This is a genomic window from Pseudomonas lactis, from assembly GCF_001439845.1.
GTDB lineage: Bacteria > Pseudomonadota > Gammaproteobacteria > Pseudomonadales > Pseudomonadaceae > Aquipseudomonas > Aquipseudomonas lactis.
In genome coordinates this window covers 207164-222942 of the sequence record NZ_JYLO01000004.1, presented here as the reverse complement: position 1 = coordinate 222942, position 15779 = coordinate 207164, and the positions used below count along the sequence as shown (strand labels likewise).

The following is a 15779-nucleotide window of genomic DNA, read 5'->3' as shown; positions in this document are numbered from 1 at the left end:
GAAGGACCTGCCAACGTTTCCCTGTGTCCCTCCCACTTTCGGTCCTGATCTTCCATGCGTTTACGTTCTTCCTGGTTGCCCTTGTGTCTGTTGCTGATCAGCACCCAAGTGGCGGCGGTTTCGCTGCCTCTGGCGCCGCAGGTGCTGTCCAGCCAACTGCGCCTCGATCGCCACGACATCGCAATTACAACCGAGGACTGGCACTGGTTAAGGCATAAGGCTGAGCTGCGGTTAGGGATTTCACCCGATGAATCGGAACCCTTTTCCGTCAATGCAGAAGATCACCAATACGAAGGTATCAGTGCCGATGTGACGGCCTTGGTGGCTCAGTTGTTGGGCGTGAAGGTCAAGATTGTAGCTTTCGCCAGCGCCACGCAGGCCGAGCAGGCATTACAGGCCGGCAGTGTGGATATGGTCAGCAGGCATGGGGCGTTGTCACCGAGCGAGAACCTGATCCTCAGCGTGCCTTATGCTCGGGATCGGCTTGCGCTGTTCAAGCGCAGCGCCGAGCCGCGATATTCGCCGACGGACTTGGAGGGCTTGCGCGTGGCTGTGACTGAGGAGCATAGCGGCGACCTGATAAAGCGTTTCCCGCGTGCGGATTTCAGGGTCTACAGTGACCATGACAAAGCGATTGCCGCCGCAGCTTTTGGGCAAGCCGATGTCTACCTCGACGATTTGTACAGTGCCTATTACCGCATCAACCGCGCGTTTTACGGCTTCGTACGCTATGAGCGCTTTATCGACCTGCCCGTCGGTGGCTATAGCTATGCCATGCGTGTTGACAACACACAGCTACAACGCTTGCTTAACGTTGCAATCAATGCCATTGGCGAAGACCAATTAATCAACCTGGCCAAACGCTGGGTCGGTAACAGCTTTATACCCAGTGAAGAACCTATCGACCTTACCTCAGAACAGCGGCGCTGGATCGAACGTCATCCAGTGGCGCGGCTTGTGATTAACGATGATCTGGCACCCGGAGCATACTTCGATGCCAACGGAGTTTTTTCAGGCGGGGTGGCAGATCTGCTGGAAGTCATCACGCTCAGCACGGGCCTGAATTTTCAGGTGGTGGTGCACAGTGGTGGGTACCCGCAGATCATCCAGGCGCTACAGAAGGGTGAGGCCGAACTGGCGCTCATGACGGCAAGCCCCGAGCGTGAAGAGTACTTGCGTTTTTCCAGGCCGCTGGTGGGCGGTCCTTTCGTATTGCTGAGCAACCTGGACCAGCAAGGCAAGTTGGGTAACCTGGTCGACAAACGTGTCACCATTCCCTCCGGCCATGTGGCGCTGACGCAACTACGCAAGCATTACCCTGAAGCGATCGTGATCGAGGCGGGTGGTTCGCTGGATGCCATGAACATGGTTTATCAAGGCAAGGCCGATGCGGCAGTCGTGTCACTGCCTGCCGCACGTTATTACATAGAGCGCCTGTTCCGAGAGAAGCTGGCCATCAATCAGGCGCTGGACGTCGGGCCGGCCAATCTCAATTTTGCCCTGCGCCGTAGCGATGCCGAGCTGCAGTCGATTATCGACAAAGTCCTGCAGAGTATTTCGCCGGACGAGTTCAACGCTATCTCAAACCGCTGGCGTTCTCCGCCCGGTATGAGCGGGCAGACATGGGTCGATTATGAGCGGGTGATCAGCGAAGTGGTTGCCGGTGCGGCGCTTCTGCTATTGCTCTCGTTGATCTGGGTGTTCTATTTGCGTCGACAGATCCGCGCCAGGCTCAAGGCCGAACGCATGCTCAACGATCAGTTGCAATTTGTGGAAACCCTGACTGACTGCATGCCGCCAGCGCTCTACGTGCGAGATATCAATGGGCGCATGGTGTCATGCAACCGCAGTTATCTGAACAGTACGGGGTTGAGTGCAGAGCAGGTGTTGAACAAAACCGTCAGCGAACTGCCCAGTGAGTCCTTCGAATCTACACCGGACCTTCACCGCTACTACCTGCAAGCGATGAATGAGGGCCAGTCTCACGAGTCGGTGCATGCCGTTGTGCTGCAAGGCCGCGAAGTCTGGATCAATCACTGGGTACAACCGTTCCAGGATTCCCAGGGCGTCACCAAAGGCATTATCTGCGGCTGGATGGATATTACCGAACACCGCCAGTTGGTGGAGCAATTGCAGGAGGCCAAGAACCTGGCCGATGACGCCAGTCGGGCCAAGACCCATTTCCTGGCGACCATGAGCCATGAAATTCGCACCCCCATGAACGCGGTGATCGGCATTCTTGAGCTTGCCCTCAAGCGTGCCGACAGCGAACCCATCAACCGTGCCAATATCGAAATCGCTCACGTTTCCGCCAAAAGTCTGTTGGAGCTGATAGGCGATATTCTTGATATCGCACGTATTGAATCCGGACGCCTGAGCCTTTCGCCCAAGCGCTCCAACCTGCGCGAGTTGGTAGAGTCAGTTGCACGTGTATTTGAAGGGTTGGCGCGACAGAAACGCCTGAATCTGCTGCTCGACATTGAGTCGAGCATCAGTTGCGACGTGCTGGTTGACGGCCTGCGGTTCAAGCAAATCCTGTCGAACCTGGTGAGCAACGCCATCAAGTTCACCGAAGAAGGCACGATCAAAGTCAGCATCGCGGGTGCATTGAGCGACGATAACCTGCTCAACGTCAGCCTTCGGGTCGAGGACACCGGCGTGGGTATCAGTGCTGCCGATCAGGCGCGGCTGTTCCGCCCGTTTGTCCAGGCGCAGCGCAATGTGCAAAGCGGTGAAGGTACCGGCCTTGGCCTGGTGATTTGCCGTTCGCTGTGCGAAATGATGGGCGGGTGGGTCGGCATGAGCAGTGAGCTTGGCCGTGGCACCTGCGTGAATGTCGAGCTGCGTCTGCAGGTATTGGAACGTATCAACGCCCCTCGACTGACCACGATTGCGCAACCGCAGCACCGTTATCGCCTGCAGGTATTGGTAGTGGATGATCATCAGATCAACCGGCAGGTGCTAGGCCAGCAACTGGCCTTTCTCGGCCATGATGTCATCGAGGCGGCCGATGGTGAGTCAGCGCTGGCGCTGTGGCGTGAGCAGGCGTTCGATGTAGTCATCACTGACTGCCACATGCCTGGCATGAGCGGCGTGGCCTTGACTCAGGCGATTCGCCAAATCGAGACCGAACAAACGATTGACACCACCGTCATCATTGGGCTCACGGCGGATGCCCAGCCCGAAGAAATCGAGCTAGGCATTCAGGCGGGTATGAATGAGTGCCTGATTAAACCCATTGGCCTGGACGAACTTGACGCGCGGTTGATTGCCTTCCAGCACAGCCACGCGTGCGAAGTGGATGCCCCTCTGGCAGTGGTAGAACGCTTGAGCGCGGTGTCTGAGGCGGCACGTCTGCTTGATCTTGGCCCGCTGGAGTTGTTGATCAGCAGCGAGCCGGTGAAGTTTCGGCAGATTCTCAATGAATTGATCAACAACAATCGCAAGGATCGGCAGCGACTGGGGGCGCTATTACAGGCGGCTGATACCGACAGGCTAGTCGAGTTGGCCCATCGGATCAAAGGTGCTGCCCGAGTCGTCAAAGGTGAACAGTTGGTGCAGCGGTGTCGGGCGCTGGAGGTGGCCTGTGCTGATCCTCAGGTCTCGGTTATTGCCCTTGAAGCGAGCGTGGCTGGGGTTGAACGCGCCATAGATGATCTTGAGCAGGCGCTGTTAAGTGTTCAACAGGATTAACCACGGGGCAGCCTTTTATCGTTGCGATAAACCCATGCAGATTTTCTGGCCCTTTCTAGGAGCGTTCCTAAATACGCCGGCTGAAGGTCTGCCGATAATTCGCACATCCCCACCTATGTGTGCTCTGCCATGTCCTTCCTACCTATTCGTGTTCTGGTCATCGAAGAACACCCGTTCAAGCGGCTTGTTGCCACCCAGGTGTTCCGGGAGGTCGGGTGTGAAGAGGTGGCCGCCGTTACCGATGTCGCGGCGGCCGTTGAGTTGCTCGAGCGTACCGGGCCTGTCGATATCGCCTTGTGCAACTTGAAGGACGAGGGCGCACACGGCTTGAGGGCCATCGAAGTGCTCGGCCGTGGCCACTTGGCTAAAGCGCTCATTATGTTCAGCGCCCATGGCACGGACCTGCACGATGCAATTGATCGCATGGCAGGCCTGTTGGGCATCAGTGTATTGGGTTATGTGGACTTCCCGGTGCCAGCAAGCGCCATTGCGCCTATGCTCAGCCGCTACCTGGAGAGGATTGGGGCGCCGACAAAGCAGGCGCGCCGAAGCAGCCGGTCTGGGTTCTTGAGCAAGGCGTGCGTGGCTGGGGGTTTTTCAAGGCATGAGTTCAAGGCGTTTTTCCAGCCCAAGTTCAATTTGAGCACGGGGCAGGTGCGCGGTTTTGAAGTGCTGGCGCGTTGGCAACATCCACAATACGGCCTGTTGTATCCGGCAGATTTTTTGCCGCTGCTCGCTCAAGTTGGCGCGTTGGATGAACTGTTCTTCGCGCTGTTGCAACAAGGCCTTGAGTTCTTGCAGCAGTTGGCAGAGCAGGAGCAGTTCCTATCGCTGGCGTTTAACCTGGAGTCCGACCAGCTCGGTCATGGCTTATTACTGCCGCGTCTTTGCGACTCACTCCAATCCCACGCCATTGCTGCGTGTCGTCTGACGTTTGAAATCACTGAATGCGGCCTGCTGGAAGTTTCTCCCGCCGTGCTCGACACCCTGATACGACTGCGCATGATGGGTGCCGGCCTGTCGATTGATGACTTCGGCACCGGCTATTCCTCGCTGGAGCGCCTGTGCCAGTTGCCGTTTACCGAAATCAAACTGGACGCCGCATTTACCCGCGATCTTCAAAGCAGTGCGCGCAACCGTGCCGTGGTCAGTAGCACATTGGCACTGGGCGAGGCACTGGGCATGCGAGTGGTGGTGGAGGGCGTCGAGAACGAAAACCAGCGCCTGGGATTACTGAAGCTGGGATGCAACGAGGCCCAGGGCTATCTCTGTGCTCGTCCCATGAACGCTGCGCGCGCGTTGGCCTGGCTGGCGACCCAGTTGAACTCGCGCAGCAATATTTGATGTCAATCAGGAGGGCTTTTATGTCCAATCCACGTTTGCGGATCGCGTTGGTAGATAGCGATGCCACCCGGCGAATGAGTATTGAAAAAGACCTTGGCCATTTGGGATACCACCGCGTTGTGCCTGTCGATTCCCTCAAGGTGTTGATTACGTTATTGGATAACGCAAGAGATGTATTCGATCTGTTGGTGATCAATGAAGAAACCGTGCACGCGGCGGGCGCACAGTTTAAGCAAATGCTTGAGGAGTACGCGTGTGTCAGACACTCATTGATTTATCAGGGCGTGACCCTGCAAGCGTTTCCCGATAATTCAGTCACGGCGCAACGCTGCGGCTTTATTGCCTCCGGTGTTCCGGACCGATCGATTCTGGCGCGCGTCATGAACCGGGTGGATGTGCAAATAAAACAGCGCTCGGGCAGACCGTTGCTGGAATCCAATTAATCCTGATGTGAGCTATTGCACGCTTTTCGCGGGACCCGCCACCGCCTCAGTTTTATGCTTTTAGTCCCATTCCTATTTGCTTCTTTTTAGGCACTGATAAGCTTTTTCGCTGAAACAATCTCGGGAAATTCTTTGTCATGATCTTAAATGCCGCCGTGCCTAACGAGTTCAGCGCCCTGAGCGTGATCACGTTGGCAACCGACCCTGCGTGTGTCTTGCGCCTCGCCTCTGCGTTGGGTGGCATGGGGGTCACGCCGCTGGCCACGGTCGCCTCACTGGAGGCGCTGCAGGCGTGGTTAAGCGAGCACCGCGTGGACATCATTGTGTGCGAAATCCGCTCCGAGTGTGGCGATGGCTTGATGTTGCCAAGTGTGCTCAAAGCACTGCATGACGCGGGTACGTTAATGCAGTTTCCGAGTATTTTCTGGACCGGCGAAACCACCCTGAATGTGCAGGAAAATTTGATCGAAGCAACAGTTACACCGGCGTGCGAAGCGCCCGCTAAGCAGTTGTGGGTCAAGCACATGGGCGGCGTAGCCATCAGCGCACTGGAATCCCATTCGCGCCTGGCGCAGTCGGCGGGAATCAGCGTGCAGATCTTGCGTGACGGTGGCCCGCTGGAGCTGGGCGATGCCTTGCGCACGGTGCTGCTGACCCTCGCTCAACCGGACCCCAAGCTGCAGGCCATGACGTTTGAGTCGCTGGCTGAGGATGAAGTCATCAACGCCCTGACCACCGGCGAGGGATTGCGCTTTGTCTTTCAGCCACAGTTCGAGTTGCTGAGCCGGCGCATCGTCGGCGCTGAGGCGTTGGTGCGCTGGAAGCACCCGCGCTTTGGTGAAATTCCGCCTGCGGTGTTGATGCCGCTGGTCAACCGTCTCGGCCTGGACCTGTTGCTGTTCAGCCTGGTGGAGATGTGGACTCTGCGCGTGATGCTAGCGTTAAAGCGCGAAAACATTACGATCCCTATCGCGGTGAATGCGTCGGCCAAGACCCTGTGCACCCCCAATTTTGCCGAGCGCCTGGCCTTGCGCATGCGCCAGGCAGATCTGCCGAGCCGCTTGCTGAAAGTCGAACTGACCGAAGATGTGCAGGAGCCGGATGAGCTGCATCTTTCGGCGTCATTGACGACTATTCGCGCCAAGGGTTTTCAGGTTTCGCTGGATGACTTCGGCAGCGGCGCAGCCACTTTCAAGCTGTTGGCGAACCTGTCGTTTGATGAAATGAAAATCGACGGCTCGTTTGTGCGCGGTGTCGAGCAGCACGCCTCGTCACGCAAGGTGATCGCAGGCATTGTGAACTGGGCAGGTCTGCTTAACCTGAGCCTGGTGGCGGAGGGGATCGAGGACGAGTCCACGATCCCCCTGCTGCACCGCCTGGGTTGCCGGGTAGGGCAGGGCTATGCGCTGGCGCGCCCGATGGAAATAGACGCCTTCTTGAACTTTGTGATTGAGCGGGAAAAGAACGGCTGAGGCTGTAAAGTTTGGCGGGCAGGTAAGTATTGGAACTTGATGTGTGTAGGTCAGCTCTTGGTTTTTAGGAGTTTTCTTATATTAAGTTTTTCGCAGATCTATTAAGTTTTATACCGTTGTTATTGTGAAGAATTGGCGCATTTTTTAACTGCGATGGTGAGCCTGTGCGCGTTAAGTTATAGGGAGTGAGCGTGTGGCGTGTGATGTTCAGTTGCACGGATGTAATTGATGAAATGGATGAGTCTGAGAGGACCTTAACTTATTCAGAGTGAGGCAGCGCTGTTGTCCATTTTTTTGCACGCTATACAGAGTGTTCCGTCATTTATGAAACGCCTACAAATTGCTTTGCTGGATGATCATGCAATCGTGCGGCATGGTTTGGTCAATCGGTTGGTACAGGAACCTGATTTTGAAGTGGTGGGGGTCTACGCTCGCAGTCGTGAGTTGATGGCCGGCCTGCTGACACACCCGGCCGAGGTGTTGTTGCTCGATTTTGTGCTCGGCCCTCATGAGCTGGATGGCATCCTGCTGATCCGTGCCCTGCGGGTAAAGTACCCGGGCTGCCGAATCCTGGTGTTTTCCACACACCATGACGCGGCCACGGTGATTCTTGCCCTGCGCGTCGGTGCTCGTGGGTTTATCGGCAAGGGTGAAGACATGAGCCAATTGATCAGCGCAGTGCGGCTGGTGGCTTCGGGCGCTGTCTACCTGAGTGCCGACATGGCCTATCGGGTGGCCGAAGCCACGGCGGTCAACTATGACGGTGAGGAGCAATCACGCGATGACGCGATGCGTTTTGTCAGCCTGTCTGCGCGGGAGCAAGAGGTGATCCGCTGTTACCTGGCCGGCATGACCATCACCGAAATTGCTGAAAAATTCAGCCGCAGTATCAAGACCATCAGTTCGCAAAAGGCCTCGGCTTTTCGCAAGTTGGGCGTGATGTCCAACAACGAGCTGTTTCGGATCAAGCACATCATCGAGAGTGTTTAACGCTAAACGCAGGCCACGCCGACGCGCGCAAAAACAGCGGTAGGCGGGCGTGCCCTTTGGCGGTTGTTGCATATACTCCTTGAAGTGCCGTAATAGCTGTCCCTGTTGTTTGACCGCGCCACCTAAGCGGGGCCAAGTGGGTTCGAATACGATGAAACCTGTACGCATTGCTCTATTGGACGACCACGCTGTTGTTCGGCATGGGCTCGCCAACACCTTGGCGGCCGAGGCCAACTTTGACGTGGTTGGCATTTATGAAAAAAGCCGCGACTTGCTCGCCGGCCTGGTCAGCGCTCCGGCTGACCTGCTGCTGCTGGATTTCTCCCTGAGCCCCGACGAGATGGATGGCGTATCGCTGATCCGCGCCTTGCGGGTCAAGTTTCCCAGTTGCCAGATCCTGGTGTTGTCCGCCCATCATGACCCGGCTACCGTGGCCCTGGCCATGCGGGTCGGTGCCCGTGGCTTTGTTGGCAAGGGCGAGGACATGACGCAAGTGGTCAAGGCCATTCGCAAGGTAGTCTCCGGCGCGGTGTACCTGAGCACCGACATGACGTATCGCCTGGCGGAAACCGTCACCAGCGAGACGCGCAAAGACCCCAGCGAAGCCTCGGATGCCCTGGTCCAGGCCGAGCTGACCAGCCGTGAGCAGGAGGTGATCCGCTGCTATCTGGCGGGCATGACCGTGAGTGAAATCGCAGAAAAATTCAATCGCAGCATCAAGACCATCAGCACCCAGAAAACCTCAGCGTTTCGCAAATTGGGGGTCACCTCGAACAATGAACTGTTCAAGCTCAATAAAATCATCGGCTCACCATGAGGCGATGGCGACCGGGTGCCCTCTTATTCATGTTGCTGATGCTGGATGCCGCGCTTGCCTGTGCGGCGCCGGTTGAGCTGACGGAGCAGGAGCGGCTGTGGATAGCGCAGCATCCGGTCCTTCGAGTGGGGGTGATGGAAAACCTGGTCCCCTTCGAGTACATGAGTAATGGCGTGCTGCAAGGGCGGCCGGTGCAGTACCTGCAATATGTGCGCGATGCCACGGGGCTTGAATTCACCTATGTGCCGGTCAAGACCCGGGCTGCACGTGAGCGCATGCTGTTGGATGGCCAGGTAGACCTGCTGTCTTCGCACTTTCGCTTTCGTGACGAGCCGCCTATCGAGGATCTTACCGCGCTGGTCTACGACACTACCGTGCCGATCATCGTGACCCGTGTCGACGACGCCGATATTTTTGACCTTGACCAGCTACAAGATAAAACCGTCGTGATCCCCGATGTGGAGTATTACGAGCAGTTGCTCAGAAAAAGGGCACCCCGAGCCACTCTGATCAAAAGCCCCCAGGCCTTGGCCATGCTGAACACCCTCCGGGACGGTGGTGCCGATGCAGTCGTGGCCTCCGAAGCCTTCTTGATGCCCTATTTGTATCGACAGTTTCAGGGCGTGCTGGAAATTTCTGGCGTGGTGGGCAGTAGCATGTTGGATGTGAACATGGCGGTGCGCGCCGATAACGCCATGCTGGCCTCGATCATTGGCAAAGCCCTAGGCTCGATCAGCCCCTCACAACAGAATGCGATGTACGAGCATTGGTACCGGGACCTGGAGGTAGATGCGCCGACCCTGTGGGACATCGCCAGCCATTACTTGCACCTTTTGATTCTGGGCATGTTGGCGTTGATTGGCCTGTGTGTGCTGGTCTATCGCGGTTACCGCCAGCAGCGGCAGGCCGAGCGGAACGAGCAGGAAAAAACCATGTTCCTGGCGGTGATGGGCCACGAAATACGCTCGCCAATGAACGCCGTGCTGGCGGCCATGGAGCTGCTGTGGCACACCCGACTCAATGACCAGCAGCGCCACTTCGCGCACTTGGCCAACAGCGGCGCCAATATGCTGGTGCGCTTGCTCGATGATGTGCTGCACCGGCCGGATTCAGGGGCCAAGGCGTTACGCCTGACACTTGAGGCGACGGATGTCATCGCGCTGGTGCATGGCGTAGTGGGCTTGCATCGCCTGCGTGCCGGGGAAAAGCACTTGAGTCTGAATGTGAGCGTGCAGACACCCCTGCCGTCGTTGTGGCTCGACCGTTCGCGGCTGACGCAGGTGTTTCATAACCTGTTGTCCAACGCCATCAAGTTCACCGATACCGGCGCTGTTGACATCACCCTGCGCCTGGAAGACTTGCTGGACGGTAAGCATCAGTTGCAGGTTGAAGTCCGCGACACCGGCATCGGTATGGGCGAAGCGGTGCAGGCCTCTTTGTTCCGGCCTTATGCCCAGGCGAGTCAGTCCTATAAGCGTGCGGGAGGCAGCGGCCTGGGCCTGATGATATGTCGGCAATTGGTCGATTTGATGCAAGGCTCGCTGACCCTGCGCAGCGAGCCGGGAGTGGGAACGTGTATCAACCTGTACTTGCCCGCAACCCTTGCCCCTGAGGCCGCTGAACCGACGCGAGCCCCGGCCCCAATGCCTTTGCATGTCACCGATGGTTTGCAGCTGCTGGTGGTGGAAGACACCCTGGCCAACCAGGAAGTGCTGCGGGCGCAAATCAGCGGGTTTGGTTGTGTGCCAGTGATTGCCGCCGATGCGGCCCAGGCCCGCGTGCGGTTCGCTGAGCGCGCTTACGCGTTGGTATTGATGGACTGCGACCTGCCGGATCAGGACGGCTACAGCCTGGTCTGCGAACTGCGGGCGCTCGAACAGCAATGGGGGCGAGCGCGCTGCCCGATCATTGCCATTTCCGCCTTGACCGGCGAGCAGCACCTTCAACGCTGCCTGGCGGCGGGCATGGATGGGGCGTTGAGCAAGCCCATACGTCTGGGGCAGTTGAGTGACGTGATCGAGCAGTGGTGCGGCGTCACGTTGGCGGCACCGCGTGCCAGCTTGATGGCCCCGACACTTGATCAGGCCGCTATCAACCGTGAGATGGCGGCTGACCTGGGGAGCCTGCTCAGGGCGATGGCGCTCTGTGATCGCCCTTCGGCCATCCATGTTGCCCATCGGTTACACGGCGCGGCACTGATCATCGAATGGCCGGCCCTGGCCCAGGCGGCCGCGCACATGGAGAACCTGTTGCGGGCAGAGGAGGGCTGGGGCAACCCGGTTTACGTGCACACGCTTCAGGCGTTGGTTCAGCACTGGCGTGCCGCGAGCGAGGAGACCCCGCTGGACATGCTGGCCATGGTCGCGCCGCCGCCGATGACGCAACCATGAGGGTTGCACGGTTGCGCCTGCTGCTGGGGTGGTTGCTGCTGGCAAGCGCGGGCCTGGCCGATGCGCAGGCCGACCCGCCGTCGATGACCTTGACCCAGCAAGAGCGTGACTGGATCGCCGCCAACCCCGTGCTGCGTGTCGGTGTGTTCGACAACCTGCTGCCCTTCGAGTACATCAGCGACGGCCAGTTGCGTGGGCTATCGGCCAAGTACCTGGGTTTGATTGCGGCGCGTACCGGCCTGCATTTCCAGTCGGTGGTCACCGGCAATCGTAGCGCCCGCAAGGACATGCTGATCAGCGGCGAGGTGGATATCTTGCCGACCCGGCGCCGCGACGACGATCCGGTCAAGGACCTGGGCATGCGCTATACGACGCCCTACAACACCAGTTCCACCATCCTCGTCAGCCGCTTTGGCCAACAGCCATTCGTGGACCTGGAACAACTTGCCGGCAAACGTCTGGTGATGTTGGGGCGCGAGGGGTATCAGGCGTTTTTGCAGCAGAAGGTCCCCGGCATAACGGTGATCTCCGGCCAGAACGCCGTCGACATCATGGCGATGGTCAAGGACGGTCGGGCGGATGCCGCCATCGCCTCTGAATGGTTACTGATCCCCTATCTTTCCCGGCAGTATCAGGGGGTGTTGCAAGTATCCGGGGTGGTGCCGCAATTGCACACCGGCGTGAGCATGGCGGTGCGTGACAGCGACGAGATCCTGTTGTCGATCCTGGAGAAAGTGCTGGGGTCCATCAGCAACGATGAGCGCAAAGCGATCTATGACGCCTGGTTCGATGACATGAACCTGGACATTCCGACGATCAAGGACATCGCCGAGCATTTCCAGGGTGAGTTGTGGCTGTTGCTGTCGGTGGTGCTGCTGTTGATCGCGTTCGCCTGGCAAAGCCGTCGTCAGCGCCGCCAGGCCGTGCAGAGCGAGCGGGAAAAGGCGATGTTTTTGGCGGTGGTCAGCCATGAAGTGCGTTCGCCGATGAACGCGGTGCTGGCGGCTATCGAGTTGTTGGAGCACACACCGCTGGACGAACAGCAGCGCCACTTCACTCAATTGGCCAACAGCGGCGCCAATACCTTGCTGCGGCTGGTGGATGACGTGCTGGACATTTCCAGGATGGAGGCCGGGCAACTGACCCTGACCCTGGAGCCTGTGGACCTCTGGGCCTTAGTCCAGCAGGTGGTGGAGGAGTATCGCGCCGGCGCCGAAGAAAAAGGCCTGCTGCTGACATTGAGTGGTGAACGCCCCAGCGGCCCCTTGATGCTGGAGGGCATGCGCTTGAGTCAGGTGCTGCGCAACCTGATCTCCAACGCGGTCAAGTTCACCGAGGTAGGCGGGGTAGAGGTGCAGCTCAAGGTGGTTGAATGGCCAGAGGTTCGTGGGCCGCACGTGCTGATCCGCATCATCGACAGCGGCATTGGCTTGTCACAGCAGGCGCAGGCCAGCCTGTTTCGACCCTACGCACGGGCCAAGCATTCTTACAAACGTACCGGTGGTAGCGGGCTTGGCCTGGTGATTTGCCGTCGCCTCGTGAGGCTGATGTCGGGTGAGCTGACCCTCAACAGCACCCAAGGCGTGGGTACTGAGGTTGAAGTCAAGCTGTCCGTCGAGTGGGCCAAGACCCTGGATATACCCCAGGCTGAAGCGGCGCCGGCCCAAGTGGAGGGTAACGGTGCACACGTGTTGGTGGTGCAGGCGCCTGTGACCGGCCAACAGACACTGCCTGCACACCTGCAAGCGCTGGGTTGTAGGGTGTTGCTGGCGGTTGATGGCGCCCAAGGGTTGACGCTATTCAATGTGCGACGGGTCGATATGGTATTGATCGATTGCGACTTGCCAAACAGTGAAATCGAGCCGCTGGCGGGCGCCTTTCGTGAGTTGGAGCAGGTGCTGCAGCGTGCCCATTGTCCGCTTGTAGCTGTCGCGGGCTTCAGCGATAACGAGCACCTAGAGCGTTGTTTTGATGCGGGGCTCGACGGGGTGCTGGTCAAGCCGGTTACACCAGCCAAGTTGCAGCAGATGATCGAGCTTTGGTGTGACATGCCGCAAGGTCCGCTGCCGGCAATGCCCAAGGAAGAGTCAGAGGAGGAGTCGCATATCCTGCGCACGGCCTTTAACGACTTGATCGAGGCACTGGCCTTGCGCGAGCGAAGCCAAGCGTTGCAGGCAGTTCAGCGTCTGCACGGGGCGGCGCTGGGGCTGGAGCGGGACGACCTGGTGAGCACTGTCGAAAGCCTGGAACGGCTATTGCGCGATGAGCGTGACTGGCCAGCGCAGCAGATAGCCGAGCGTCTCAGCGTGCTGCTTGGTCAAAGGCCTGCGCCAGCATAGCCTCGTTGCTGTACCCGCTCGTTCTCACAGGTGGGGCTTGCCTTAATGCCGTTCAGTTAAGCGTATATCGCCCTCTGTAGGAGCGAGCTTGCTCGCGAAAAACGTCAACGATAATGTGTGCTTCCTGAATGAACGCGGCGCCTGTGAGTTTTTCGCGAGCAAGCTCGCTCCTACAAAATGCCTTAACTGAACGGCATTAGAGCTTGCCTGCGATAGCGATGGGTATCTATACAATTCTGTAGCGCTCAATGGTAACCACGATGCGAAGCGAGCCGTTCAGGCGGCCCCCAAATCACTGGCGGATTACGGGCACACCGAGCCTAAGCGAGGTGCCGAGTGGTGGGGCAAGAGCGTTTTGCTTGCTTTTGCGCTGTTCAAAAGGGAGCCGCCGTCAGGGCGGAACCCTAGGTGGCCGTTACCGCAGGAACGGATATGTACCCAATCCAACTGTGTTGACTGTCAGGCCGCCTTCGCAGGCAAGCCAGCTCCCACATTTGGACTGCGGCGCGCCAGGTAGATAAGCGTCGGATGTCAGGCCGCCACGGGTCCAGCCTAACCTCGAAGTTGTGTAGATGCTTAGGCTGCGATAACGGTGGGTCAGTCAACATCTGATGATCAGGATAACGATGACTCATTATATAAGCTGGATTTAAATATACCGTTCAGGCGCGCTTTTAGGACCACTCCTATAGACGCTTTGTCTGTTGGCTTATTAAAGCCAGCCCACTATGGTGGGGGACTTTGTTTGTTGACTTTAATCGCCTGTTTATAAGGTGATTTGCCCGGGTTATTTGTTTTTCAGAGCACTCCTATTTTGAAAATTAAGTGCGCTGCTTACACTTCATTTCGCAACAACGCAGAAGTATTTCCCGTCCAGGGAACTTCACAACTTAATCAAGCCTATCGCGTTCTCGGAGTTACTCATGAATTACAAAGCTCGCGCCCTCGCTGTACTGGTCGCTGCCACCGTCTCTTCTGCTGCCATGGCTTCGGACGGCAAAATTGATTTCAACGGTGAGCTGAAAGCCGAAACCTGCCAAGTGGCCGTCAATGGTGCAGCAGCTTCCGGCGCGACCACCGTCACCTTGCCAACCATCTCCACCGCTTCCTTGGCTTCCGCCGGGCAAGTAGCTGGCCAGACCGGTTTCAACATCGAACTGAGCAAGTGCTCTGCTGCGATCAAAACCGCGGCGGCGTTCTTTGAGTCGGGCGGTGGCGTGGATCCGGCCAGCGGTAATGTGAAGAACATCAGCGGTTCAGCCACCAAGGTCCAACTGCAGTTGGTGGATGCCACCAATGGCAACGCGATCAAGGCCGGCAACACGTCTCAGGTTACCTCCACCAGCCGCGTAACTGTTGACCCAACTGCCCTGACCGCTGTGCTGCCGTACGCCGTTCAGTACTACGCCCAGTCGGCTACCACGCCGGGCACCGTTGTGGGCTCCGTGACTTACTCCATCAATTATCAGTAAGTCGCAGGCTTTGGACACACGCCCTGCTCGGTATTGAAGGGCGTGCATCCAGACGGTAAAGGGATTGCTCTATGTCGTGCACACGTGCATTCAAACCACTGCTGCTGATCGGCCTGGCCACACTGATGTGTTCCCATGCATTCGCTGCAGTGGTGATTACCGGTACGCGCCTGGTCTATCCGGCGGACCAGAAAGAAATCACCGTAAAACTGAACAATAACGGCACGTTGCCCGCACTGGTCCAATCATGGATCGACACCGGCAGCGTCGAATCGACACCCACCAGCTCCAAGGCGCCGTTCCTATTGTCGCCCCCGGTGGCGCGCATTGACCCGACCAAGGGCCAAAGCTTGCGAGTGCTCTTTACCGGCGCGCCTTTGGCGCAGGACAAAGAGTCGGTGTTCTGGCTCAACGTTCTCGAAATCCCGCCCAAACCCGAGGCGGGTGCAGACCTCAACACGCTGCAAATGGCTTTCCGTTCGCGCATCAAGCTGTTCTATCGCCCGGTCGGCTTGCCTGGAAATCCCAATGAGGCGGTTGAGCAGGTGCAGTGGCAATTGGTTACGGCACGCGATGGCCAAGGCCTGGCGCTGAAGGCGTACAACCCGTCGGCGTTCCACGTCTCGCTGATCGAGTTGGACCTGGTGGCGGGTAACCAACGCTATCGCAGTGAGGACGGCATGGTCGGCCCTGGGGAAACCCGGCAGTTCGCGCTGCCCACGCTCAAGGCCAGGCCGTCGAGCCAGGCCCAGGTGGAATTCAGCGCCATCAACGATTACGGCGCGCTGGTCCCGACCCGCAACACGCTGCAGCCCTGAT

General features: G+C 58.2%; 10 protein-coding genes. All 10 read left to right on the top strand.

Annotated elements, in window-relative coordinates; all coding sequences use genetic code 11:
• Positions 1-54: 54 nt before the first annotated feature.
• The 10 genes from TX24_RS08005 to TX24_RS07960 all read left to right on the top strand — a co-directional run bounded on the left by TX24_RS08005 (position 55) and on the right by TX24_RS07960 (position 15778).
• Positions 55-3693, top strand: a complete 3639-nt coding sequence (locus TX24_RS08005; protein WP_057710090.1) for a transporter substrate-binding domain-containing protein — start codon at positions 55-57, stop codon at positions 3691-3693.
• Between the two features lie 129 nt (positions 3694-3822).
• Positions 3823-5037, top strand: a complete 1215-nt coding sequence (locus TX24_RS08000) for an EAL domain-containing response regulator (protein WP_003190435.1) — start codon at positions 3823-3825, stop codon at positions 5035-5037.
• 20 nt (positions 5038-5057) lie between these two features.
• Positions 5058-5480 (top strand): hypothetical protein, encoded by a 423-nt coding sequence (locus TX24_RS07995; protein ID WP_003190437.1) that lies wholly within the window; start codon positions 5058-5060, stop codon positions 5478-5480.
• A gap of 137 nt (positions 5481-5617) precedes the next feature.
• Positions 5618-6952, top strand: a complete 1335-nt coding sequence (locus TX24_RS07990; RefSeq protein ID WP_057710089.1) for an EAL domain-containing protein — start codon at positions 5618-5620, stop codon at positions 6950-6952.
• Positions 6953-7276: 324 nt separating this feature from the next.
• Positions 7277-7942 carry a response regulator transcription factor gene (locus TX24_RS07985; RefSeq protein WP_003190440.1) on the top strand — a complete coding sequence of 222 codons (666 nt, stop codon included), beginning with the start codon at positions 7277-7279 and terminating at the stop codon, positions 7940-7942.
• Positions 7943-8093: 151 nt separating this feature from the next.
• Positions 8094-8759, top strand: a complete 666-nt coding sequence (locus TX24_RS07980; protein WP_003190442.1) for a response regulator transcription factor — start codon at positions 8094-8096, stop codon at positions 8757-8759.
• 29 nt (positions 8760-8788) lie between these two features.
• Positions 8789-11149: an ATP-binding protein gene (locus TX24_RS07975; protein WP_057710088.1), complete on the top strand. Its 2361-nt coding sequence runs from the start codon at positions 8789-8791 to the stop codon at positions 11147-11149.
• Complete coding sequence (locus TX24_RS07970; protein WP_057710087.1) at positions 11146-13488, top strand: ATP-binding protein; 2343 nt, start codon at positions 11146-11148, stop codon at positions 13486-13488. The genes TX24_RS07975 and TX24_RS07970 overlap by 4 nt, the downstream gene beginning before the upstream one ends.
• 923 nt (positions 13489-14411) lie before the next feature.
• Complete coding sequence (locus TX24_RS07965) at positions 14412-14960, top strand: fimbrial protein (RefSeq protein WP_003190448.1); 549 nt, start codon at positions 14412-14414, stop codon at positions 14958-14960.
• Between the two features lie 71 nt (positions 14961-15031).
• Positions 15032-15778, top strand: coding sequence for a fimbria/pilus periplasmic chaperone (locus tag TX24_RS07960; RefSeq protein ID WP_003190451.1), 747 nt, complete (start codon positions 15032-15034; stop codon positions 15776-15778).
• Position 15779 lies beyond the last annotated feature (1 nt).